Source organism: Sphingobium sp. FG58 (assembly GCF_057809055.1).
In genome coordinates this window covers 207,758-229,965 of sequence record NZ_JBMDJF010000002.1, presented here as the reverse complement: position 1 = coordinate 229,965, position 22,208 = coordinate 207,758, and the positions used below count along the sequence as shown (strand labels likewise).

General features: G+C 62.1%; 22 protein-coding genes. All 22 read left to right on the top strand.

Translation table 11 applies throughout. From position 1 onward, the window contains the following. Positions 1 to 7: 7 nt before the first annotated feature. Positions 8 to 2,137 carry a malate synthase G gene (locus ACODR8_RS03865; protein WP_489006031.1) on the top strand — a complete coding sequence of 710 codons (2,130 nt, stop codon included), beginning with the start codon at positions 8 to 10 and terminating at the stop codon, positions 2,135 to 2,137. A 67-nt stretch (positions 2,138 to 2,204) separates the two neighbouring features. Beyond that, positions 2,205 to 3,287, top strand: coding sequence for a L,D-transpeptidase family protein (locus tag ACODR8_RS03860; RefSeq protein WP_489006030.1), 1,083 nt, complete (start codon positions 2,205 to 2,207; stop codon positions 3,285 to 3,287). A gap of 2 nt (positions 3,288 to 3,289) precedes the next feature. Continuing rightward, positions 3,290 to 3,844 (top strand): M23 family metallopeptidase, encoded by a 555-nt coding sequence (locus tag ACODR8_RS03855; protein WP_489006185.1) that lies wholly within the window; start codon positions 3,290 to 3,292, stop codon positions 3,842 to 3,844. A 102-nt stretch (positions 3,845 to 3,946) separates the two neighbouring features. After that, entirely contained in the window at positions 3,947 to 4,510 is a 564-nt protein-coding gene (efp, locus tag ACODR8_RS03850; protein WP_119743854.1) for an elongation factor P, read from the top strand. A gap of 120 nt (positions 4,511 to 4,630) precedes the next feature. Further along, complete coding sequence (locus ACODR8_RS03845) at positions 4,631 to 5,443, top strand: inositol monophosphatase family protein (RefSeq protein WP_119743853.1); 813 nt, start codon at positions 4,631 to 4,633, stop codon at positions 5,441 to 5,443. 128 nt (positions 5,444 to 5,571) lie between these two features. Continuing rightward, entirely contained in the window at positions 5,572 to 5,946 is a 375-nt protein-coding gene (locus ACODR8_RS03840) for an NADH-quinone oxidoreductase subunit A (RefSeq protein WP_006959701.1), read from the top strand. After that, a complete protein-coding gene (locus ACODR8_RS03835) occupies positions 5,937 to 6,491 on the top strand; it encodes a NuoB/complex I 20 kDa subunit family protein (RefSeq protein WP_489006029.1) in 555 nt (184 codons plus the stop codon). Before ACODR8_RS03840 ends, ACODR8_RS03835 begins: the two co-directional genes overlap by 10 nt. 1 nt (position 6,492) lies before the next feature. Further along, positions 6,493 to 7,275 carry an NADH-quinone oxidoreductase subunit C gene (locus ACODR8_RS03830; protein ID WP_489006184.1) on the top strand — a complete coding sequence of 261 codons (783 nt, stop codon included), beginning with the start codon at positions 6,493 to 6,495 and terminating at the stop codon, positions 7,273 to 7,275. Further along, positions 7,275 to 8,510 carry an NADH-quinone oxidoreductase subunit D gene (locus ACODR8_RS03825; RefSeq protein WP_489006028.1) on the top strand — a complete coding sequence of 412 codons (1,236 nt, stop codon included), beginning with the start codon at positions 7,275 to 7,277 and terminating at the stop codon, positions 8,508 to 8,510. The genes ACODR8_RS03830 and ACODR8_RS03825 overlap by 1 nt, the downstream gene beginning before the upstream one ends. A gap of 106 nt (positions 8,511 to 8,616) precedes the next feature. Then, the gene (gene nuoE, locus ACODR8_RS03820) at positions 8,617 to 9,285 is read left to right on the top strand and encodes an NADH-quinone oxidoreductase subunit NuoE (protein WP_489006027.1); all 669 of its coding nucleotides are present in this window, start codon (positions 8,617 to 8,619) and stop codon (positions 9,283 to 9,285) included. 82 nt (positions 9,286 to 9,367) lie between these two features. Next, a complete protein-coding gene (locus tag ACODR8_RS03815) occupies positions 9,368 to 9,565 on the top strand; it encodes a hypothetical protein (protein WP_489006026.1) in 198 nt (65 codons plus the stop codon). Beyond that, the gene (gene nuoF, locus ACODR8_RS03810; protein WP_489006025.1) at positions 9,565 to 10,911 is read left to right on the top strand and encodes an NADH-quinone oxidoreductase subunit NuoF; all 1,347 of its coding nucleotides are present in this window, start codon (positions 9,565 to 9,567) and stop codon (positions 10,909 to 10,911) included. The genes ACODR8_RS03815 and nuoF overlap by 1 nt, the downstream gene beginning before the upstream one ends. Next, positions 10,908 to 11,606 (top strand): hypothetical protein, encoded by a 699-nt coding sequence (locus tag ACODR8_RS03805; protein ID WP_489006024.1) that lies wholly within the window; start codon positions 10,908 to 10,910, stop codon positions 11,604 to 11,606. The genes nuoF and ACODR8_RS03805 overlap by 4 nt, the downstream gene beginning before the upstream one ends. A 99-nt stretch (positions 11,607 to 11,705) precedes the next feature. Beyond that, complete coding sequence (gene nuoG, locus ACODR8_RS03800) at positions 11,706 to 13,712, top strand: NADH-quinone oxidoreductase subunit NuoG (protein WP_489006023.1); 2,007 nt, start codon at positions 11,706 to 11,708, stop codon at positions 13,710 to 13,712. A gap of 148 nt (positions 13,713 to 13,860) precedes the next feature. Next, on the top strand, positions 13,861 to 14,910 hold the full coding sequence (gene nuoH / locus ACODR8_RS03795) for an NADH-quinone oxidoreductase subunit NuoH (RefSeq protein WP_489006022.1): 1,050 nt from the start codon (positions 13,861 to 13,863) through the stop codon (positions 14,908 to 14,910). Beyond that, positions 14,907 to 15,392: an NADH-quinone oxidoreductase subunit NuoI gene (gene nuoI / locus ACODR8_RS03790; RefSeq protein ID WP_017184597.1), complete on the top strand. Its 486-nt coding sequence runs from the start codon at positions 14,907 to 14,909 to the stop codon at positions 15,390 to 15,392. The genes nuoH and nuoI overlap by 4 nt, the downstream gene beginning before the upstream one ends. Positions 15,393 to 15,422: 30 nt before the next feature. Beyond that, the gene (locus ACODR8_RS03785; protein WP_489006021.1) at positions 15,423 to 16,034 is read left to right on the top strand and encodes an NADH-quinone oxidoreductase subunit J; all 612 of its coding nucleotides are present in this window, start codon (positions 15,423 to 15,425) and stop codon (positions 16,032 to 16,034) included. Continuing rightward, positions 16,031 to 16,336 carry an NADH-quinone oxidoreductase subunit NuoK gene (gene nuoK / locus ACODR8_RS03780; RefSeq protein ID WP_004211745.1) on the top strand — a complete coding sequence of 102 codons (306 nt, stop codon included), beginning with the start codon at positions 16,031 to 16,033 and terminating at the stop codon, positions 16,334 to 16,336. Before ACODR8_RS03785 ends, nuoK begins: the two co-directional genes overlap by 4 nt. Before the next feature lie 127 nt (positions 16,337 to 16,463). Beyond that, positions 16,464 to 18,500, top strand: a complete 2,037-nt coding sequence (gene nuoL / locus ACODR8_RS03775; protein WP_489006020.1) for an NADH-quinone oxidoreductase subunit L — start codon at positions 16,464 to 16,466, stop codon at positions 18,498 to 18,500. Then, complete coding sequence (locus ACODR8_RS03770; protein WP_489006019.1) at positions 18,500 to 20,065, top strand: NADH-quinone oxidoreductase subunit M; 1,566 nt, start codon at positions 18,500 to 18,502, stop codon at positions 20,063 to 20,065. Before nuoL ends, ACODR8_RS03770 begins: the two co-directional genes overlap by 1 nt. Beyond that, positions 20,065 to 21,501, top strand: a complete 1,437-nt coding sequence (gene nuoN, locus ACODR8_RS03765; RefSeq protein ID WP_489006018.1) for an NADH-quinone oxidoreductase subunit NuoN — start codon at positions 20,065 to 20,067, stop codon at positions 21,499 to 21,501. The genes ACODR8_RS03770 and nuoN overlap by 1 nt, the downstream gene beginning before the upstream one ends. After that, positions 21,498 to 22,202 carry a biotin--[acetyl-CoA-carboxylase] ligase gene (locus ACODR8_RS03760; RefSeq protein WP_489006183.1) on the top strand — a complete coding sequence of 235 codons (705 nt, stop codon included), beginning with the start codon at positions 21,498 to 21,500 and terminating at the stop codon, positions 22,200 to 22,202. The genes nuoN and ACODR8_RS03760 overlap by 4 nt, the downstream gene beginning before the upstream one ends. Positions 22,203 to 22,208: the final 6 nt, after the last annotated feature.

The following is a 22,208-nucleotide window of genomic DNA, read 5'->3' as shown; positions in this document are numbered from 1 at the left end:
GAGTGGAATGATGACCGAACGCATGATCGAACCCATGATCGACAGGGCCGGCCTTCAGGTCGCAGCATCGCTCGCGGATTTTATCGACAGTCGGGCGCTGCCCGGCACCGGGATCGCACCCGACGCTTTCTGGACCGGGGCAGCGGATATTTTCGCGCGTTTCACGCCCGACAATATCGCGTTGCTGCGCAAGCGCGACACGATGCAGGCGCAGATCGACAGCTGGCATGAACAGCGCGCCGGGCAGCCGCATGACGCCACCGCCTATCAGGCGTTTTTGCGCGAGATTGGTTATCTGGTCGCCGAACCCGCCCCCTTCACCATCGGTAGCGAGAATGTCGATGATGAGGTTGCGCGACTGGCCGGGCCGCAGCTGGTCGTTCCCATTCTGAACGCCCGCTTCCTGCTGAACGCGGCCAATGCGCGCTGGGGCAGCCTTTATGACGCGCTCTATGGGACAGACGCCATTCCCGGTGCCGCTGCTGGCAAAGGCTATGATGCCGCGCGGGGCGCGCAGGTTATCGCTTGGGCCAAGGCGTTTCTGGACGAGGCGATCCCGTTGGCCAATGGCAGTTGGGCTGATCTGGCGAGCGACGAGATCAGCCTTGCCGATCCCTCGCAATATCTGGGGCGGAGCGCCAAGGGGCGTCTGTTCCGCCATAATGGCCTGCATATCGAAGTTGTTTTCGACAGCGCGCATCCGATCGGCGCGACCGATCCGGCGGGCATTTCCGATGTCATCCTGGAATCGGCGCTGACGGCGATCTGCGATCTGGAAGATTCGATCGCGGCGGTCGATGCGGAGGACAAGGTTGCCGCATATGCCAACTGGCTGGGGCTGATGAAGGGCGATCTGACCGACACGTTCGAGAAGGGCGGGGCGATGATGACCCGCGCGCTGAACCCCGACCGCGCCTATAGCGCGCCGGACGGCAGCACCTTCACGCTGCCAGGCCGCAGCCTGCTGTTCGTCCGCAATGTCGGGCATCTGATGACGACGCCTGCCGTCCGCCTGCCCAGTGGCGAGGACGCGCCAGAAGGCATATTGGACGGCATCGTCACCAGCCTGATCGCCATGCATGATCTAGCGCGGGAGGGCGGCAACAGCCGCGCGGGCAGCGTCTATATCGTCAAGCCCAAGATGCACGGGCCGGAGGAGGCGGCGTTCACCAACGCCCTGTTCGACGCCGTCGAGGACATGCTGGGCATGACGCGCCACACATTGAAGGTCGGAGTGATGGACGAGGAAAGGCGCACGTCGGCGAACCTGGCCGCGTGCATCCATGCCGTTCGCGACCGGATCATGTTCATCAACACCGGCTTCCTCGATCGTACCGGCGACGAGATGCACACGTCGATGCAGGCCGGGCCGATGATCCGCAAGGGCGAGATGAAGAGCAGCGACTGGATCGCGGCCTATGAGGATCGCAACGTCCAGATCGGCCTTGCCTGTGGGCTGTCGGGCCGCGCGCAGATCGGCAAGGGGATGTGGGCCGCGCCTGATCGCATGGCCGACATGCTGGAGCAGAAGGCCGGTCATCCCCGGACGGGGGCGAACACGGCATGGGTGCCTTCGCCCACCGCCGCGACGCTGCACGCGACCCATTATCACCGGATCGACGTTTTTGCCCGGCAGGAGGAGCGCAAGGCGGAGGGCATTGCCTCGCTCGACCGGCTGCTGGCGATTCCCGTCGCGACCGGGCGTAACTGGTCGGAGGAAGAGATTGCCCAGGAACTGGACAATAATGCGCAGGGCATGTTGGGCTATGTCGTCCGCTGGATCGACCAGGGGGTCGGCTGTTCCAAGGTTCCCGACATTCACGACATCGGCCTGATGGAGGATCGCGCGACGTTGCGCATTTCATCGCAGCATATGGCCAACTGGCTGTTGCATGGCGTCTGCACAGAGGCGCAGGTCGATGCGGCGCTGACGCGGATGGCGGCGAAGGTCGATGCGCAAAATGCGGGCGATCCGCTCTATCAGCCGATGAGCGGGCGAGAGGCGGAAAGCCTGGCCTTTCAGGCGGCGCGGGCGCTGGTGTTCGAGGGCGTTGAACAGCCCAACGGCTATACCGAGCCGCTGCTCCACGCCTGGCGGGCGCGGGCCAAGGCGCAGGCGGCGCTTGAACCGGCATAAGCGGGGACGAGGCAGCTTTTTGATGGGTCGGGGCGTTCTCTCCTATATTTGATGGGAGAGTATCGTCTTGAAACAGTCTCTGCTTGTGGCGGCTCTATGCTGCTCGGCTTGCAATATGTCGGTGACGGAGGCGAATGACAGCGCCGCCGCGCCGAAAGGCGAGGAGCGGGCCGCGCCGCAGCCTGTAGCTGACCCCTATGCCTTTGTCGTGCAGCCCGAACCCGCGGGCGCGCCGCCGCGTGTGGATTCGATCCTGCAAGCGCAGGTCGCGCTTGACCGGGCGGGTTTTTCGCCTGGCGTGCTGGATGGCAAGGAGGGCATGTCCTTCACCAAGGCGCTGACCGGCTTCCAGCAGGCGCGCGGACTGACGCCCAATGGGCAATATGATGAGGCGACCGCCAAGGCGTTGCTGGGCGATGCGCCGCCGCCCGCGACTTGGCTGGTGCAGGTGCCGGATGGCTTTGCGCGCGGGCCGTTTGCGGTGCTGCCCAAGGGGTTGAACGAGCAGGCGAAGTTGCCCGCTCTGTCCTATCGCAACCTGCTGGAGAAGCTGGCCGAGCGGTTCCATACGACGCCTGAAGTGCTGGTGGCGCTGAACCCGCCGGGTACGAAGGTGGGTGCAGGTACGAGCATCCGGGTGCCAGCCGTCGCCAACCAGCCGGTTGCGACAATCGAGGGCGATGAGCGTGGCTGGGGTGAAACTCTGGCCAGTCTGGCGGTGGCGAAGGGCCAGCCCAAGGCCGATCATATCGTGGTCGACAAGTCCGAAGGGCTGCTCAAAGTCTATGACGCCGATGACAAGATGATCGCGCAATTCCCTGCGACGACCGGGTCGCAGCATGATCCGCTGCCGATCGGCAACTGGACGGTGAAGGGCGTCAGCCGCAATCCCGATTTCCATTATAATCCCGACCTATTCTGGGACGCGGCGGCCAAGGATGAGAAAGCGGTTCTCAAGCCCGGTCCCAACGGCCCGGTGGGCGTGGTGTGGATCGACCTGTCGAAGGATCATTATGGCATCCACGGCACGCCGGAGCCGCAGAATATCGGCCGGACGCAAAGCCATGGCTGCATCCGCCTGACCAATTGGGATGCCGCGCGGTTGGCGCAGATGGTGCAGGGCGGCATGAAGGCGGTGTTCCAGCCGTGAGGCTGAGCGCGCGAAGGTGGGGCGGGGTGGTGCTGGCGCTGCTGGCCTGCATCGCCTTCGCGCATTTTTGCGTGCGGATCGTGCCGGGTGATGGACCAGAGTCGTCCGTTAAGCGCGGAGGCGGGACGCTGGAGATACCCGTCGAGGGTGTGCCATCCGCTGCGCTAACGGACACCTTCACGCAGGCGAGGGACTTCGGCGCACGGCCCCATGACGCGATCGACATCATGGCGGCACGCGGCAGCGCGGTGATCGCAGCGACGGACGGGCGGATCGAAAAACTGTTCTGGAGTGAGGCGGGCGGACGGACGCTGTATTTGCGCTCGCCCGATCGACGCACCCTTTATTATTACGCGCATCTGGACGGCTATGCGCCCGGCATCCGTGAAGGACTGGCGGTGCGGCGAGGGCAGCGGATCGCGCGCGTGGGGAGCAGCGGCAATGCCGATCCGGCGGGGCCGCATCTCCACTTCGCGGTCCACGCCATCGCGCCGGGCGAGCCATGGCATGGCGGGCGTCCGGTCAACCCCTATCCGCTGCTGACCGGCTCGCGTTGACGCCCCTCTTGCCCTGTGGCCCGTCTGTCTGTATTGGCCCGCCCAGCCTTTTTAACGAAGGCGCGGCTCTTTTCACCACAGACATACAGGCAGGCTCTTCCCATGAAGATCAGCGGCGTGGACATTCGTCCCGGCAACAATATCGAATATGAGGGCGGCCTGTGGCGCGCTGTCAAGATTCAGCACACCCAGCCCGGCAAGGGCGGCGCCTATATGCAGGTGGAGCTGAAAAACCTGATCGACGGCCGCAAGAATAATGTCCGCTTCCGCTCTGCCGAGAGCGTCGAGCGCATCCGGCTCGACACCAAGGATTTCCAATATCTCTATGCCGAAGGCGACATGCTCGTTTTCATGGATCAGGAAACCTATGAGCAGATCAACCTGCCGCAGGAATTGCTGGGCGATGCGGCCGACTTCCTTCAGGACGGCATGGAAGTGACGCTGGAAATGTATGAGGAGCGGCCGATTTCGGTGCAGCTGCCCGACACGATCGAAGCGACCGTGGTGGAAGCCGACGCCGTGGTGAAGGGGCAGACCGCCTCTGCCAGCTACAAGCCCGCGATCCTCGACAATGGCGTGCGCGTCATGGTGCCGCCGCATATCGTCAGCGGCACGCGCATCGTCGTCGATGTGTATGCGCGCGAATATGTGAAGCGCGCGGACTGACGCGACCTTAAAGTCCCCCTTCCGCTTGCGGGAGGGGTTAGGGGAGGGCGTGTCTCGCCCTCTCCGTCACATGCCCTCCCCCGACCCCTCCCGCCAGCGGGAGGGGAGAAAGACAGTAATATGGCATCCCACTCAGGCCTTCTCACCGTCATGGAACGCGCCGCGCGCAAGGCCGGCTCCAAGCTGCGCCGCGACTTTGGCGAGGTCGAGCATCTTCAGGTGTCGCGCAAGGGGCCAGCCGATTTCGTGTCCAAGGCCGACAAACAGTCGGAAAAGACGCTGGTGGAGGAATTGCAGAAGGCGCGGCCCGACTGGGGTTTCCTGCTGGAAGAGGGCGGCGTGATCGAGGGTGATCCGACCAAGCCGCGCTGGATCATCGATCCCCTCGATGGCACCACCAATTTCCTGCACGGGATCCCGCATTTCGCCATCTCGATCGCGGTCGAGGAGCCGCTTTATGGCGGCAAGCGCGAGATCACGACGGGTCTCGTCTATCAGCCCTTTTCCGACGAAAGCTATTGGGCGGAAAAGAGCCGCGGTGCGTGGCGGCATGACCAGCGGCTGCGCGTGTCGGCGCGGCGCGACATGGGCGAGTGCCTGATCGCGACCGGCATTCCCTTCATGGGTCATGGCGATTTTGCGCAATGGACCCGCATTTTCGGCGCGGTCGCGCCGTCGGTCGCGGGGATTCGCCGTTTTGGCGCGGCCTCGCTCGATCTCGCCCATGTGGCGTCAGGCCGTTATGACGGGTTCTGGGAAAGCGGCCTCCAGCCTTGGGACGTTGCGGCCGGCATGTTGCTGGTGCGCGAAGCGGGCGGTTTCGTGTCCGATTTCCGCGGCGGCGATCAGGCGATCGAGCGCAAGGAAATCATCGCGGGCAATGACGCGATCCACAGCAAATTGCACAAGCTGGTCGCCAACGCCCTGCGCTAAGGTGCATCTAGGCCAAGCGCTTCAGGGGCTTGGCCTTTTTGCGATTCATTCTCAGCCTTTAGGCCCCTTGCTTCGCATATGCAGCAGGCCTAAAGCGCCCCCACAACCTTTTCGCCCAGGGGATAACGTTGGTCGATCTTGCCCAATATCTGCCGATCCTGATCTTTCTTGGGGTCGCTTTGCTGCTCTCCAGCGCGTTCGTCTTTCTGCCGATGCTGGTGGGCCGCCTGACCGGCGCGCACAAGCCGGACCCGGCCAAGCTCAGCGAATATGAATGCGGCTTTCCCGCGTTTGAAGAACCGCGCAGCCAGTTCGACGTCCGCTTCTATCTGGTGGCGATCCTCTTCATCATCTTCGATCTTGAAGCGGCGTTCCTGTTTCCCTGGGCGGTGAGCCTCGACCAGATCGGCTGGGCCGGCTGGGCGACGATGATGATTTTCATAGCGGAGCTGGTGCTTGGCCTCGTCTATGCGTGGAAGAAGGGAGCGCTCGATTGGGAGTAGAACTCTATAGCCCGGCGCCCGGCACTTTGCCCGCGCAAGGGACGCAGCCCGATCAGGACTTTTTCAATTCGCTCAACAGCGAAGTGAATGACAAGGGTTTCCTGGTAACCTCGACCGAGGATCTGTTCACCTGGGCGCGCACCGGTTCGTTGTGGTGGATGACGTTCGGTCTGGCCTGCTGCGCGGTCGAGATGATCCACGTCAACATGCCGCGTTACGACATGGAGCGTTTCGGCGTCGCGCCGCGCGCATCGCCGCGCCAGAGCGACGTGATGATCGTCGCGGGTACGCTGTGCAACAAGATGGCTCCCGCGTTGCGCAAGGTTTACGACCAGATGTCGGAACCGAAATATGTGATTTCCATGGGGTCGTGCGCGAACGGCGGTGGCTATTATCATTATAGCTATTCGGTAGTACGCGGCTGCGACCGGATCGTGCCGGTCGACATCTATGTGCCGGGTTGCCCGCCGACTGCCGAAGCGCTGCTGTATGGCGTGATGCAGTTGCAGCGGAAGATCCGCCGGATCGGGACGATTGAGCGTTAAGATGGGCCATTCCGCACCGAAAATCGCGACCATCGAGGGGATCACGCAGGAAATCGAGGCGATCCTCGGTTCGATGCTGGTCGAGACGGTCGATCACGCCGATGAACTGAACTTCACCGTGCTGCGCGACGCGCTGCCGCAGGCGATGATGCTGCTGCGTGATCGTGCGCAGTATCAGCAGCTGATGGAGATTGCCGGGGTCGATTATCCCGACCGTCCCGAACGGTTCGAGGTCGCCTATCATCTGCTCAGCGTCACACGGAACCACCGCATCCGCGTTAAGGTGTCCACCGACGAGAATATGCCGGTGCCGACCGTCACGCACATCTGGCCCGTCGCGGGCTGGCTGGAGCGCGAAGTGTTCGACATGTACGGCGTGGTTTTCGAGGGCAATACCGACCTGCGCCGCATCCTGACCGACTATGGGTTCAAGGGCCATCCGCAGCGCAAGGATTTCCCGCTGACCGGCTATGTCGAGCTGCGCTATTCCGAAGAGGATAAGCGGGTCGTTTATGAACCGGTGAAGCTGGCGCAGGACTTCCGCAGCTTTGACTTCATGTCGCCATGGGAAGGCGCGGAATATATTTTGCCGGGTGACGAGAAGGCGGCTGCTCCGTCCGCTCCCGCCGCCTCCACGCCCAAGACGACCGAGACAAAGGCCGACACCGGCGCTGGCGAAGCGGCGAACAAGGCGTCGCAGGTCAAGTCGGCCGACGCGCCCGCAAAGCCTGCGTCCGCGACGGATGAGGGCAAGGGCGCTGCCAAGCCGGAGGACAAGGCATAATGTCCGATTATCTCGAAAAGCTGGACCACCATACCGACGCCGCCGACCCGACCTATGGCGACACGGAAATCCAGAATTACACGATCAATTTCGGCCCGCAGCATCCCGCAGCGCATGGCGTTCTCCGCCTCGTCATGGAGCTGGAAGGCGAGATTGTCGAACGCTGCGACCCGCATGTCGGGCTGCTGCATCGCGGCACTGAGAAGCTGATCGAATATAAGACCTATTTGCAGGCGCTGCCCTATTTCGACCGGCTCGATTATTGCTCGCCGCTGGGCATGGAGCATAGCTATGTGCTGGCGATCGAAAAGCTGCTGAACCTGGAAGTGCCGCTGCGCGCGCAATATCTGCGCGTGTTCTTCGCGGAACTGACCCGCATCTGCAATCACATGCTCAACCTGGGCAGCCATGTCATGGACGTGGGCGCGATGACGCCCAATCTGTGGCTGTTCGAGATTCGCGAGGATTGCCTCAACTTCTTCGAGCGGGCTTCGGGCGCGCGGATGCACAGCGCTTACTTCCGGCCCGGCGGCGTGCATCAAGATGTGCCGCTCAAACTGCTCACCGACATTGCCGATTGGCTCGACAGCCGTTTGCCGCGCCTGTTCGAGGATGCGATTTCGCTCGTCGCGGACAACCGCATCTTCAAGCAGCGCAATGTCGATATCGCAATCGTATCCAAGGAAGATGCGCTGAAATGGGGCTTTTCCGGCCCGATGCTGCGCGGGTCCGGCATTGCCTGGGACATTCGCAAGGCGCAGCCCTACGACGTCTATGATCGGGTCGATTTCGACGTGCCGGTCGGCACGCAATATGACTGCTATGATCGCTTCATGGTGCGCGTGGAGGAGGTCCGCCAGTCGGTGCGGATCATGAAACAGTGCCTGAACGACATGCCCGAAGGGCCGATCGCCAGCTTCGACCGCAAGGTGGTGCCGCCCAAGCGTGGTGAGATGAAACGGTCGATGGAAGCGCTGATCCATCACTTCAAACTCTATACCGAGGGCTTTCATGTGCCTGCGGGTGAAGTCTATGTCGCGACCGAAAGCCCCAAGGGCGAATTCGGCGTCTATCTGGTCGCGGACGGCAGCAACAAACCCTATCGCTGCAAGATCCGCCCGACCGCGTTCAGCCATTTGCAGGCGATGGACTTCATGATGAAGGGCCATATGCTGGCCGACGTCACCGCGGTTCTTGGCTCGATGGACATCGTGTTCGGGGAGTGTGACCGGTGAGTTATTCTGCTCTCGTCATCCCAGCGAATGCTGGGATCCCTCTTTTCTTTGATGCTGCTCTTCAAGGCAGTGAGATCCCAGCTTTCGCTGGGATGACGGTGAACTAATGGCTGACGCACCCCATATCCCCGATGAGGCCGAAACCCGCGCGCGCTGGGGCAACTTCGCCTGGACGGCGGAGAATGCCGAGCAGGTGAAAACCATCATCGCCCGCTATCCCGCCGGTCGCCAGCAGTCCGCTGTCATGCCGCTGCTCGACCTGGCCCAGCGGCAGGTTGGCGCGGAGACGCAGACGCAAGGGTGGCTGCCCGTGCCGGTGATGGAATATATCGGCGACCAGCTCGATATGCCCTATATGCGCGTCTATGAGGTCGCGACCTTCTACACCATGTTCAATTTGGCGCCGGTTGGCCGCTATCATGTGCAGGTGTGCGGCACGACGCCCTGCATGTTGCGCGGCTCCGACGATGTGTTCGCGGCGTGCAAGAACAAGGGTCTGGTGAAGGGCGCGACCACGCCCGACGGCCTGTTCACGCTGACCGAAGTCGAATGCCTGGGCGCCTGCGCCAATGCGCCGATGGTGCAGATCAACGACGATAATTACGAAGACCTGACCTATGACAGCATGAGCGCGGTGCTGGAAACGCTGGCGGCGGGTGGTCAGCCCAAGATCGGGCCGCAGATCGATCGCCAGACCAGTTGCCCGGAGGGTGGCCCGACGACGCTCAAAGAGATGGTCGAGGGCAATCATGACTATCGGGGGGCTTGGGCGTGAGGCCTTCTACTCACCCTCCGTTCGCCCTGAGCCTGTCGAAGGGCTTGCCTGAGCTTGGCGAAGGCACTTCGCCTTCGGCTCAGTGGAAGGCTTCGACTTCGCTCAGCCCGAACGGGTGTGGGGTATTCGCATGAGCGCCCTGATCGCCATCATCATCGGGCTGATCATCTTCGTGATCGCGCTCAAGATTATCGGGGCGGTGCTGGGCCTGGTCATCGGGCTTGGACTGGCCGTCATTGTCTATTTCGTGGCTGAAAAACTGATCGGAAAGGGCCGCTGATGGCCGACGAAACCGCCCCTGTTGCGCCGCCGCCTCCACCGCCGTTCGTCGGCCCGCTGGAGGACCGGGATCGCATCTTCACCAATGTCCATGGTTTTCAGGACTGGGGGATCGATGCCGCGATCATGCGTGGTGACTGGGATAATACCAAGGCGCTGCTGGCGCTGGGCCAGGACGCGATCATCGACATCATGAAGGCGTCGAACCTCCGCGGCCGTGGCGGCGCGGGCTTCCCGACCGGCATGAAGTGGAGCTTCATGCCCAAGGAAAGCAAGGATGGTCGTCCGAGCTTCCTGGTGATCAACGCCGACGAATCCGAGCCGGGTTCGTGCAAGGATCGCGAGATCATCCGCCACGATCCGCACAAGCTGATCGAGGGTGCGCTGGTTGCGGGCTTCGCGATGCGCGCACGTGCGGCCTATATCTATATTCGCGGCGAGTTCATTTACGAAGCCAAGGTGCTGTTTGCGGCGGTCGAGCAGGCCTATGCCAAGGGCTTCATCGGCAAAAATGCCTGCGGGTCGGGCTATGATTTCGACGTGTTCGTGCATCGCGGTGCTGGCGCCTATATCTGCGGCGAGGAAACCGCGCAGATCGAAAGCCTGGAAGGCAAGAAAGGCCAGCCCCGGCTGAAGCCGCCTTTCCCGGCAGGCGCGGGCCTCTATGGCTGCCCCACCACGGTCAACAATGTCGAGAGCATCGCGGTCAGCCCCACGATCCTGCGGCGCGGCGCGGCCTGGTTCAACCGCTTCGGGCGGGAGGGCAATCGCGGCACCAAGCTGTTCCAGATCAGCGGCCATGTGAACAAGCCCTGCGTGGTCGAGGAATCGATGTCGATCCCGTTTCGCGAACTGATCGACCGCCATTGCGGCGGCATTCGCGGCGGCTGGGACAATCTGATGGCGGTGATCCCCGGCGGATCATCGGTGCCTTTGGTCCCTGCGCGCGAAATCATGGACGCGCCGATGGATTTTGACGGGCTGCGCGCGCTCGGCTCCGGCCTTGGTACGGCTGCAGTCATCGTCATGGACAAGTCCACCGACATCGTCCGCGCCATTTCGCGGCTGTCCTATTTCTACAAACATGAGTCTTGCGGCCAATGCACGCCATGCCGCGAAGGCACGGGCTGGATGTGGCGGGTGATGGAACGGCTGCGCACCGGCGACGCTGATCTGTCCGAAATCGACATGCTGCATCAGGTGACCAAGCAGGTCGAAGGCCACACCATCTGCGCACTGGGCGACGCGGCGGCGTGGCCGATCCAAGGGCTGATCAAGCATTTCCGGCCTGAAATCGAGCGGCGGATCAACGAGCGCGGCGCGCCGGTGATGGAGGCGGCGGAGTGAAGTTTAGGTTCGCTCTTCTGACAATTGCTGCGTTGGTTGTAGCTCCGCAGGTGTTGGCGCAGGAAACGGGATCGTTGATCCGCCATCGTGTGGCGCAAATACCCGGTCGCGGCCCTGCGGCTGCGCGGGTGACGATGGAGGGATTTACGGCTTGCATCGTCGATCGCTCTCAAGGCCGTGCGCGCAAGTTCATTGATCTGCCGGTTGGCTCGCCAGAATATAAATCCTTACTAAAAAACATGTTCGATCCATCGGACGAGTGTATGGCTGATGGTCAGTTGAGTCTTTCGGAAAACCTGCTGCGAGGCGGCATTTTTGTGGCGCTCTTTCAGCAGGACTATAAGTCTAAGGCGATTGATGCCTTCCCAGATGATTTGAATACGGGTTATCGTGAGCTTTATGGCGATACCGTACCAAGTGCGGCCTATTCGGTCGTTGCTCTGGAGCAGTTTGGCGAATGTGTGGCGCGCGCTAATCCTGTGCTGTCGCGCTCGCTCGTTCTGTCTTATCCGGCTTCTCGTCAGGAAAATGATTCCGTACAGGCTTTGATGCCGAAATTCAGCGCCTGCATCCCCAATGGCGAGAAAATCGAATTGTCTAAGGCAACGGTCAAGGGCGCGGTTGCTGAAGGATTAGTTCGTTTGACTCGCGCCGCCTCTGACCGCGAATTGGCGCGGGCGGAGGTGCAAAAATGATGAGCATCAGCCTTACGCCCGGCCTCGGTCACGCCGAGTGGGGCGATTGTTATAAACGGGCGGCCCTGCCGCTCATCGCTTCCAAAAAGGGCAGCGCGAATGCCTAAAGTCAAAGTAGACGGCGTAGAATTGGACGTCCCGGCGGGAGCCACCGTCCTGCAGGCGTGCGAGCTGGCGGGGAAGGAAATTCCGCGTTTCTGCTATCATGAACGGCTGTCCATTGCGGGCAATTGCCGGATGTGCCTGGTCGAGGTGAAGCCCGGACCGCCCAAGCCGCAGGCGTCGTGTGCGCTGCCCGCTGCCGAGGGGCAGGAGATTCGCACCGACAGCGAAATGGTCAAGAAGGCGCGCGAAGGGGTGATGGAGTTTCTCCTGATCAACCATCCGCTCGATTGCCCGATTTGCGACCAGGGTGGCGAATGCGATTTGCAGGACCAGTCGGTCGCCTATGGCCGCGGCGCGTCGCGCTATGACGAAAATAAGCGCGCGGTGACCGAGAAGAATATGGGTCCGATCGTCAAGACGGTCATGACCCGCTGCATTCAATGCACCCGTTGCGTGCGCTTTGCCGAGGAAGTCGCGGGCGTGCCGGAAATCGGCGCCATCTATCGCGGCGAAAATATGCAGATCACCACCTATCTGGAACATGCCGCCAAAAGCGAGCTATCGGGCAATGTGGTCGATCTTTGCCCCGTCGGCGCGCTGACCGCCAAGCCTTATGCGTTCGAAGCGCGGCCGTGGGAGCTGAAAAAGACCCATGCGATCGACGTGATGGATGCCGTTGGCACCAACATCCGCCTCGACAGCCGGGGCCGTCAGGTGCTGCGCGCGGTGCCGCGCATCAATGATGACGTGAACGAGGAATGGGCAAGCGACAAGACCCGGCACAATGTCGATGGTCTGGTGCGCAAGCGGCTCGATAAGCCTTATGTGCGGCGGGACGGCAAGCTGGCGCCTGCGACCTGGGCTGAGGCATTTGCAGCCATCGCGGCGGTTCAGCATGGCGGCAGCGTTGCCGCTATCGCGGGCGATCTGCTCGATTGCGAGACGATGTTTGCCGGCAAGGCGCTGGTCGAGAGACTGGGCGGGACGATGCTCGAAGGGCGTCAGACGGGCCTTGCCTATGACGTGTCGAGCCTGTCGTCGGTGGTGTTCAATACGCCGCTCGCCGATCTGGAGACCGCGGACGTCATCCTGCTGGTCGGCACCAATTTGCGCTGGGAAGCGCCGCTGGTGAACACGCGGCTACGCAAGGCGATCAAGAAGGGTGCCAAGGTTTTTGGCATCGGGCCTGAGTTTGACCTGACCTACAAGGTCGAGTGGCTGGGCAATGATGCGTCGCTGCTGGGCAAGTTGCCGCAAGCGGTGGTCGAGGCGTTCGGCAAGGCCGCGCGGCCCGCGATGATCGTGGGTGGCGGTGTGCTGGCCAAGGACGGCGCGCATGGCGACACGCTGGCGCTGGTCGAGACGCTGGGCCTCGTGAAGGATGGCTGGAACGGCTACAACGTGCTGCACTTCGCCGCCGCACGCATGGGCGGGTTGATGCTCGGCTATGCCGCGGCTGGAGGGATCAAGGCAGTGGCGGCGGCCAAGCCGAAGCTGCTGTTTGCGCTGGGCGCGGACGAGGTCGATTATTCGGCGTTTGAGGACAGTTTCAAAGTCTATGTCGGCCATCATGGCGACAAGGGCGCGCACGCGGCGGACGTGATCCTGCCGGGCGCCAGCTATGCCGAAAAGGCTGGCACCTACGTCAATCTGGAAGGCCGGGTGCAGCGGGGCGAAAAAGCCGTGTTTGCGCCGGGCGATGCCCGTGAGGACTGGTCGATCCTGCGCGCTCTATCCGAAGTGATGGGCGCGACGTTGCCGTTCGACAATTTCGAGCAATTGCGCGCCGAAATGATCAAGGCGGTGCCTGCATTGGGTGTCGAGGGGCTGGCCGATTATGGCTGGTTCGTGCCGTCGCTGCCCACCGGCGCAACCGGCGAACTGGCTTCGCCGATCAAGGATTTCTACCTGACCAACGCCATCTGCCGCGCCAGCCCGACGATGCAGCAATGCTCGGCCGAACTGGTCCATGGGGTTGAATTTGCGGAGGCGGCGGAATGAGTGCGTTAGCTATGCTAACTCCCTCTCCCCGACGGGGAGAGGGCCGGGGTGAGGGGGCTCGACGTCAATGTCGGTCCGTTCCTTCGACCTCAGTACACCCTCACCCAACCCTCTCCCTCCAGGGAGAGGGCTTTAAGGGGCTGCCGCAGTGACCGCTTTCTTCCAAAATCTGGGCCTGCCGTTTGCAGGTGCCTGGTTCCTCTCGACAATCATCGGCATCCTCGTGATCGCCCTGCCGCTTATGCTGGCCGTCGCGATGATCATCTATGCCGATCGCAAGATCTGGGCGGCGATGGCGCTGCGGCGCGGGCCGAACGTGGTTGGCCCCTTCGGCTTGCTCCAGTCCTTTGCGGACGGGGCCAAGGTTTTCCTGCAGGAAACCATCATCCCGTCGGCGGCGAACAAGGCGCTGTTCATTATCGCGCCGATCATCACCTTCACGGTGGCGCTGCTGGCCTGGGCGGTGGTGCCGTTCGACGTCGGCGTGGTGCTGGCGGATATCAATGTCGGGCTGCTCTACATTCTCGCTATCTCGTCGCTGGGCGTGTACGGCATCGTGCTGGCGGGTTGGGCGTCCAACTCCAAATATCCCTTCTATTCCGCGATTCGCGCGTCCGCGCAGATGATCAGCTATGAAGTCTCGATCGGCTTCATCCTGATCTGCGTCGTGCTGTGGGCCGGCAGCTTCAACCTGACCGCGATCGTGGAAAGCCAGAAGGGCTATTATGGCTTTCTGAACGGCAACGGCTTTAACCCGCTGCTCTTCCCGATGGCGATCATGTTCCTGATTTCCGCCATGGCGGAAACCGCGCGTGCGCCCTTCGACCTGACCGAAGCGGAGAGCGAACTGGTCGCGGGTTACCAGACCGAATATTCATCCATGGCCTTCGCGCTCTACTGGCTGGGCGAATATGCCAACGTCATTCTGATGTGCGCATTGAACGCGATCCTGTTCTGGGGCGGCTATCTGCCGCCGGTGGACTGGGCGCCGCTCTATCATGTGCCGGGCATCCTCTGGCTGTTCGCCAAGATCCTGTTCTTCTTCTTCGTCTTTTCCTGGGTAAAGGCGACGGTGCCTCGCTACCGCTATGACCAACTGATGCGGCTGGGCTGGAAGATCTTCCTGCCGACCTCGCTCTTCTTCGTCTTTCTGGTGTCGGGCTTCCTCATGCTGACGCGCTATGGAGGCGCACAATGAGCCTCGGATATTACGTCAAAAGCTTCACTCTCTGGGAGTTTGTGAAGGCGCACTGGCTGACCTTGAAATATTTTTTCAAGCCCAAGGCGACGATCAACTATCCCTATGAGAAGAACCCGATCTCGCCGCGGTTCCGGGGCGAACATGCGCTGCGTCGCTATCCCAATGGGGAGGAACGCTGCATCGCGTGCAAGTTGTGCGAAGCGGTGTGTCCGGCGCAGGCGATCACGATCGAGGCGCAGCCGCGCGAGGATGGCAGCCGCCGCACGACGCGCTATGACATCGACATGACCAAGTGCATCTATTGCGGTTTCTGTCAGGAAGCCTGCCCGGTGGATGCGGTGGTGGAAGGCCCGAACTTCGAGTTTGCGACCGAAACCCGCGAGGAGCTGATCTACGACAAGGCCAAGCTTCTTGAAAATGGTGACAAGTGGGAACGCGCGATCGCCGCGAACCTTGCCGCCGATGCTCCATACCGTTAAGCCGCGCGCGTCCAAGGGGAACATGATCCTGTGATCCACGTCTTAGCCTTTTACCTGTTCGCGATCCTGGTGGTGTCCAGCGGTGCGCTGACGATCCTGTCGCGTAACCCGGTCCATTCGGTGTTGTGGCTGATCCTGGCCTTCTTCAACGCGGCGGGTCTGATGATCCTGCTGGGCGCGGAATTCATCGCGATGCTGCTCGTCATCGTCTATGTCGGCGCGGTCGCGGTGCTGTTCCTGTTCGTCGTCATGATGCTCGACATCGACTTTGCCGAACTGCGCGCAGGTTTCGTGAGTTACCTGCCCTTTGGTCTGCTGATCGCGCTGGTGCTGCTGGCGGAAATCGTGCTGGGCATTGGCCTGTGGAGTGCTGGTCCGATTGAACTGGCGCAGCGCGCCGCGCCGACCGCGCCGGAGGTGTCGAACATCAAGGCGATCGGGACGCTGCTTTATACTCGCTACATCTTCCTGTTCGAGGCGGCGGGCATTGTCCTGCTGGTCGCGATGATCGGTGCGATCGTCCTGACCCATCGGGCGCGGGGCGGGGTGAAGGGCCAGAATATCGCCAAGCAGAACCGCCGCCGTCCGCAGGATGCGGTCCGCAATATCAATCAGCCCATCGGGCAGGGGGTGGAGCTGTGATCGGCCTTCAACATTATATGGTGGTCAGCGCCATCCTGTTCGTGATGGGGGTGCTGGGCATCTTCATCAACCGCAAGAATGTCATCATCATTCTGATGGCGATCGAGCTGATCCTTTTGAGCGTGAACATCAACCTTGTCGCCTTCAGCGCCTTTCTGGGCGATCTGGTGGGGCAGGTATTTTCGATGTTCGTGCTGACCGTCGCGGCGGGTGAGGCGGCCATCGGCCTTGCCATCCTCGTCATTTACTTCCGTGGTCGCGGCACCATCGCCGTCGACGATGTCAACCGGATGAAGGGCTGATGCGCGTGCCGGCCAATGCCACAATTTCCGTTATCCCGGACTTGATCCGGGATCCAGGGTTTCGGACGCGGTGCATGATCGCTCTGGATCCTGACGTTCGTCAGGATGACGTGGAGGGTTTTGCCCTGTGATCCAGCTTATCGTTCTTCTTCCGCTGCTGGCCGCGGCTATTGCGGGCCTTGGCAACAAGGCGCTGGGCAAGCTGCCTGCCAAGATCCTCACCACCGGCGCGCTGTTCATTTCCTGCGCGCTGAGCTGGCCGATCTTCATCAGCTTCCTGACGGGCAGCGCCGAAGCGCATGTCACGCCGCTGTTCACCTGGATCCAGTCGGGCAGCTTCGATGCGCAATGGGCGCTGCGGGTCGATGCGATGACGGCGGTCATGCTGGTGGTGATCACCAGCGTGTCCAGCCTCGTCCACCTGTATAGCTGGGGCTATATGGACGAGGAGCCGGATCAGCCGCGCTTCTTCGCCTATCTCTCGCTCTTCACCTTCGCGATGCTGATGCTCGTGACCGCGAACAATCTGTTGCAGATGTTCTTCGGTTGGGAAGGGGTGGGCCTTGCCTCTTACCTCCTCATCGGTTTCTGGTTCCGCAAGCCCAGCGCCAATGCGGCCGCGATCAAGGCCTTCGTCGTTAACCGCGTCGGCGACCTTGGCTTCATGATGGGGATTTTCGGCACCTATCTGGTGTTCAACACCATCTCCATTCCCGAAATCCTGGAAATGGCGCCGTCCATGGCCGGTTCGACGATCGGCTTCCTGGGCCACCGCTTCGATACGATGACGGTGCTGTGTCTGCTGCTGTTCGTGGGTGCGATGGGCAAATCCGCGCAGCTTGGCCTGCACACCTGGTTGCCGGACGCGATGGAGGGGCCAACGCCTGTGTCCGCGCTGATCCACGCCGCGACCATGGTGACGGCGGGCGTGTTCATGGTGTGCCGCCTGTCGCCGATGTTCGAGACGTCGGCAACGGCGCTGACCGTCGTGACCTATGTAGGCGCGGCGACCTGCCTGTTCGCGGCGACCGTCGGCACGGTGCAGACCGACATCAAGCGTGTCATCGCCTATTCGACCTGCTCGCAGCTGGGCTATATGTTCTTTGCCGCTGGCGTCGGCGCCTATGGCGCGGCGATGTTCCACCTGTTTACTCACGCCTTCTTCAAGGCTTTGCTGTTCCTGGGTGCAGGCTCGGTCATCCATGCGATGCACCATGAGCAGGACATGCGCTATTATGGCGCGCTGCGGAAAGAAATCCCGATCACCTTCTGGACGATGACGCTGGGTACGCTGGCGATCACTGGCGTGGGGCTGCCGCTTGTCGGCGTGGGCTTTGCGGGTTTCTATTCCAAGGACGGTATCCTCGAAGCGGCCTATGCCGCTGGCGGGGCGGGGACGGGTGCGTTCCTGGTCGGTATCTTTGCCGCTTTGCTCACCAGCTTCTATTCGTGGCGTCTGGTGTTCCTCACCTTCTTCGGCAAAGCCCGCTGGGCCGCGTCGGAGCATATCCAGCACGCGCTGCATGACGCTCATGGGCATGACGATCATCACGACGATCATGCGCATGACGATCATCATCATGCGCCCGTCACCGGGACCGGCGGCTATCATCCGCACGAAAGTCCCTGGGTCATGCTGGTGCCATTGATCGTGCTGAGCCTGGGCGCGGTGTTTGCCGGCTTCCTGTTCCACGACCAGTTTATCGGTGCCGAAGGCGGTATCGCATTCTGGAACGGTGCATTGTCGTTCGACAGCCATTTGATGCACGCCGCGCATGAAGTGCCGACGTGGGTCAAGTTCGCGCCGTTCACGGTGATGCTGACCGGGCTGCTGATCGCCTGGCTGGCCTATATCAGGAATACCGACTGGCCGCAGCGCTTCGTCGCGACCTTCACCGGTCTGTACACCTTCCTGCTCAACAAATGGTATTTCGACGAGCTGTATAACGTTCTGTTCGTCAAGCCAGCCTTTGCCATCGGCCGCTTCTTCTGGAAGTTCGGTGACGTCGGTTTCATCGACCGGTTCGGACCCAATGGTCTGGCGGCGTTGGTCGTGCAGGGCAATAAAGTGACCCGTCGGCTCCAGTCCGGCTACCTCTACACCTACGCGCTGGTGATGCTGATTGGCCTCGCCGCTGCCGCAACCTGGGCGATGACACGATAATGGACGGCTTCCCCATCCTTTCCCTGATGATGGCAGTGCCGATGGCGGGGGCCATCGCCTGTCTGTTCGTGGGCGCGAACAGCGCGCGCTGGATCGCCTTGATCGCCACCTTGGTCGATTTCGTGCTGGGCATGGCCCTGTGGGCGAATTTCGACCAGTCGGGCGGCGGCGCGCAGTGGCAGTTTCAGGAATATGCGCCGATCTTCGGCAAATTCGCCTGGGCGCTGGGTATCGACGGCATCGCGCTGATGCTGATCGCGCTGACCGTGTTCCTGATGCCGATCTGCATCGGCGCCAGTTGGAACGCGATCGAAAAGCGCGTCGGCGAATATATGGCGGCCTTCCTGTTCATGGAGGTGCTGATGATCGGCGTCTTTACGGCGCAGGATCTCTACCTCTTCTACATCATGTTCGAAGCCGGCCTGATCCCGATGTATCTGATCATCGGCATCTGGGGCGGCGCGGACCGGATTTACGCCAGCTATAAATTCTTCCTCTACACATTGTTCGGATCGGTCCTGATGCTGATCGCGATGATGTGGATGGTGCATGAGGCCGGGACGACCGAAATCCCCGTGCTGATGGCCTATAATTTCGATCCCCATGTCCAGACCTGGCTGTTCCTGGCCTTCTTCGCCAGCTTCGCGGTCAAGATGCCGATGTGGCCAGTCCACACATGGTTGCCCGATGCGCACGTTCAGGCGCCGACCGCGGGGTCTGTCATCCTGGCAGGCGTGCTGCTGAAGATGGGTGGCTATGGCTTCATCCGCTTCTCCCTGCCGATGTTCCCAGAAGCCTCGGCGCAACTCGCGCCTCTGGTCTGGGGCCTGTCGATGGTCGCGGTGGTCTACACCTCGCTGGTCGCGCTCGTGCAGTCGGACATGAAGAAGCTGATCGCCTATTCGTCGGTCGCGCATATGGCGATCGTCACGGTCGGCCTGTTCGCCTTCAACCAGGCTGGCATCGAAGGCGCGATGATGGTGATGCTGGGCCACGGTCTGGTCGCGGGCGCGCTGTTCCTGTGTGTGGGCGTGATTTATGATCGCCTGCATACCCGTGAGATTGCGCGCTATGGTGGCCTGTCGATCAACATGCCGCGCTATGCCCTGTTGTTCCTGTTCTTCACCATGGCGTCGGTCGGCCTGCCCGGCACGTCCAACTTCGTCGGCGAATTTCTGGCGCTGATGGGTATTTATCAGGCATCCACCTGGGTGGCGCTGGTCTGCACCACGGGCATCATCCTGGGCGCGGCCTATATGCTCTATCTTTATCGCCGCATCTGCTATGGCGAGCAGGTCAATGCCGATGCCGCCGCGATGCCCGACCTGTCGGGGCGCGAAATCTGGCTGCTGGCACCTATGGCTGCGGTCGTGCTGTGGATGGGCGTCTATCCCGAAAGCTTCCTTAGCCCCATGCGTCCCGACATTCGCGCGCTCGAAGCCCGCCTCGCGCCTGCCGCTCCGGCGGGAGACTCCAAGATCAAGATGGGTGCGCCCAGGCCTGCGGGCGAAGCGCATGAAGAAGCCCATCACGAAGAAGCCCCTGCGCACGGGGAGGCGCACTGATGATCGACTCCGCTTCCCTTCTGGCCGTTCTGCCGGAACTCATATTGACGGCCGGTGGCTTGATCCTGATGCTGGTGGCCGCTTTTGGCGGCGACGGCACCGCACGGCTGGTCAACGCCCTGTCGGTGCTGACGCTGATCGTCGCGGGCGTGGCTTTGTCCTGCTCGCTGGCGCATGGCCCTGATGCGTTCGATGGTCTGGTTCGCGCCGATGCCTTCTCCGTCTATGCCAAGGCGTTGATCTACGCGGCGGCGGCAGCGGCGATCCTGCTCGCACCGCGCTTCTTTTCGACCGACAGCGCGCTAAGGCCCGAATATCCTATCCTGATCCTGTTTGCCGCTATCGGCATGGGCATGATGGTGTCGGCGGGCGACATGCTGACGCTCTATGTCGGCCTCGAAATGAACAGCCTCGCCTCCTATGTTCTCGCCAGTTTCATGCGGCAGGATGGACGCTCGTCCGAAGCGGGCCTTAAATATTTCGTGCTGGGCTCGCTGGCCAGCGGCATCCTGCTGTATGGGATCTCGCTGCTTTACGGTTTCACCGGCAGCACCGCCTTTGACGGCATTGCCGTTGCGCTGGGCGATGGCGTGGGCAAGGGCGAATTGTTCGGCCTGGTGTTCGTGCTGGCGGGCCTTGCCTTCAAGATCAGCGCCGTGCCTTTCCATATGTGGACGCCCGACGTCTATGAAGGCGCGCCGACGCCGGTGACGACCTTCTTCGCCAGCGCCCCCAAGGTTGCCGCGATGGGCCTGACCGTTCGCGTCGCGATCGAGGCGCTGGGTCCTGCGGGGCTGGACTGGCAGCAGATCGTGATCTTCGTCGCACTAGCCTCCATCCTGTTCGGTGCGGTCGCGGCGATTGGCCAGACCAACATCAAGCGGCTGATGGCCTATTCGTCGATCAATAATGTCGGCTTTGCGCTGATCGGCCTTGCCGCCGGTACGCCTGCCGGTGTGGCCGCGACGATGAGCTATATGGCGATCTATGTCGTCATGACGATCGGCGCGTTCGCCTGCATCCTCCAGATGCGCGATGCCGACGGCAAGCCGGTCGAAACGATCGCCAGCCTGGCGGGCCTGTCGCAATCGCGTAAAGGTCTGGCCGCAGGGTTTGCGATCTTCATGTTCTCGATGGCAGGCATCCCGCCGCTGTTTGGCTTCTGGGCCAAGTTCCTGGTGTTCGATGCGGCTGTGGCGTCGGGCCTGACCGCGCTGGCGGCGTTCGGCATAGCAGCGTCGGTGATTGGCGCTTTCTATTATCTCAAGATCATCAAGACGATCTATTTCGACGAGCCGACCGGTGCCTATGAGGCGAAGGGCGGGGCGGTCGAAAATGTCATCCTGACTGCCTGCGCCGTCGTCATCGTCCTGGGCTATCTGCTCAATCCCGTGCTGGATCAGGCGAGCGCCGCCGCTGCGGCGTCCTTGTTCTGACCATCTGCTTCGTTGCCGAGACCGGGTCCACCAATGCCGACATGCTGGCATTGGCGGAGCAGGGCGCGCCCGATGGCAGCTGGCTGCGCGCGGGGCGGCAGACGGGCGGCAAGGGGCGGATGGGGCGCAACTGGGAAAGCCCGGTCGGCAATCTCCATTGCTCCACCCTGATCCGGCTGCGGGCCGGTGATCCTCTGCCGCACACGCTGGCGCTGGTCGCGGCCAATGCGGTTCATGCGCTGGTCGCGCCGCTCTGTGCAGGTCAGGCACGGATCAAATGGCCTAATGACATATTGGTCGATGGCGCGAAGATTGCGGGCATCCTGCTGGAGCGGGCCGGTGAAGCTGTCGTCGTGGGTATCGGCATCAACGTTGCTGACCATCCACGCAATCTCGACCGTCCCGTGACCAGCCTGCTGGCGCAGGGCGCGGCAGATGCGGAGGCGGGGGCGCTGCTGGAGCGGCTGACGCAGCTATTTGGGCATTGGCTTTCGATCTGGCGGGGGCAGGGGCTGGAGCCGGTGCGGACCCACTGGCTGCTCAACGCCCACCCGACCGGCACGCCGATGCGGGTGGTGCAACCCGATGGCGAGACGGTTGACGGCCTGTTCGATACGCTCGATCGGCAGGGCATGTTGATCCTGCGCTTGGCGAACGGGCAGAGCCGTGCCATTCACGCCGGTGACATATTTCTCACCTGAACCAAG

What these genes read in the sequence shown, in the direction of transcription:
- ACODR8_RS03865 (WP_489006031.1), top strand. Translation starts at nt 8, where the DNA reads ATGATGACCGAACGCATGATCGAACCCATGATCGACAGGGCCGGCCTT.
- nuoF (WP_489006025.1), top strand. Translation starts at nt 9,565, where the DNA reads ATGGCCGACGAAACCGCCCCTGTTGCGCCGCCGCCTCCACCGCCGTTC.
- ACODR8_RS03845 (WP_119743853.1), top strand. Translation starts at nt 4,631, where the DNA reads ATGGCATCCCACTCAGGCCTTCTCACCGTCATGGAACGCGCCGCGCGC.
- nuoG (WP_489006023.1), top strand. Translation starts at nt 11,706, where the DNA reads ATGCCTAAAGTCAAAGTAGACGGCGTAGAATTGGACGTCCCGGCGGGA.
- ACODR8_RS03830 (WP_489006184.1), top strand. Translation starts at nt 6,493, where the DNA reads ATGGGCCATTCCGCACCGAAAATCGCGACCATCGAGGGGATCACGCAG.
- efp (WP_119743854.1), top strand. Translation starts at nt 3,947, where the DNA reads ATGAAGATCAGCGGCGTGGACATTCGTCCCGGCAACAATATCGAATAT.
- ACODR8_RS03825 (WP_489006028.1), top strand. Translation starts at nt 7,275, where the DNA reads ATGTCCGATTATCTCGAAAAGCTGGACCACCATACCGACGCCGCCGAC.
- nuoI (WP_017184597.1), top strand. Translation starts at nt 14,907, where the DNA reads ATGAGCCTCGGATATTACGTCAAAAGCTTCACTCTCTGGGAGTTTGTG.
- ACODR8_RS03770 (WP_489006019.1), top strand. Translation starts at nt 18,500, where the DNA reads ATGGACGGCTTCCCCATCCTTTCCCTGATGATGGCAGTGCCGATGGCG.
- nuoN (WP_489006018.1), top strand. Translation starts at nt 20,065, where the DNA reads ATGATCGACTCCGCTTCCCTTCTGGCCGTTCTGCCGGAACTCATATTG.
- nuoE (WP_489006027.1), top strand. Translation starts at nt 8,617, where the DNA reads ATGGCTGACGCACCCCATATCCCCGATGAGGCCGAAACCCGCGCGCGC.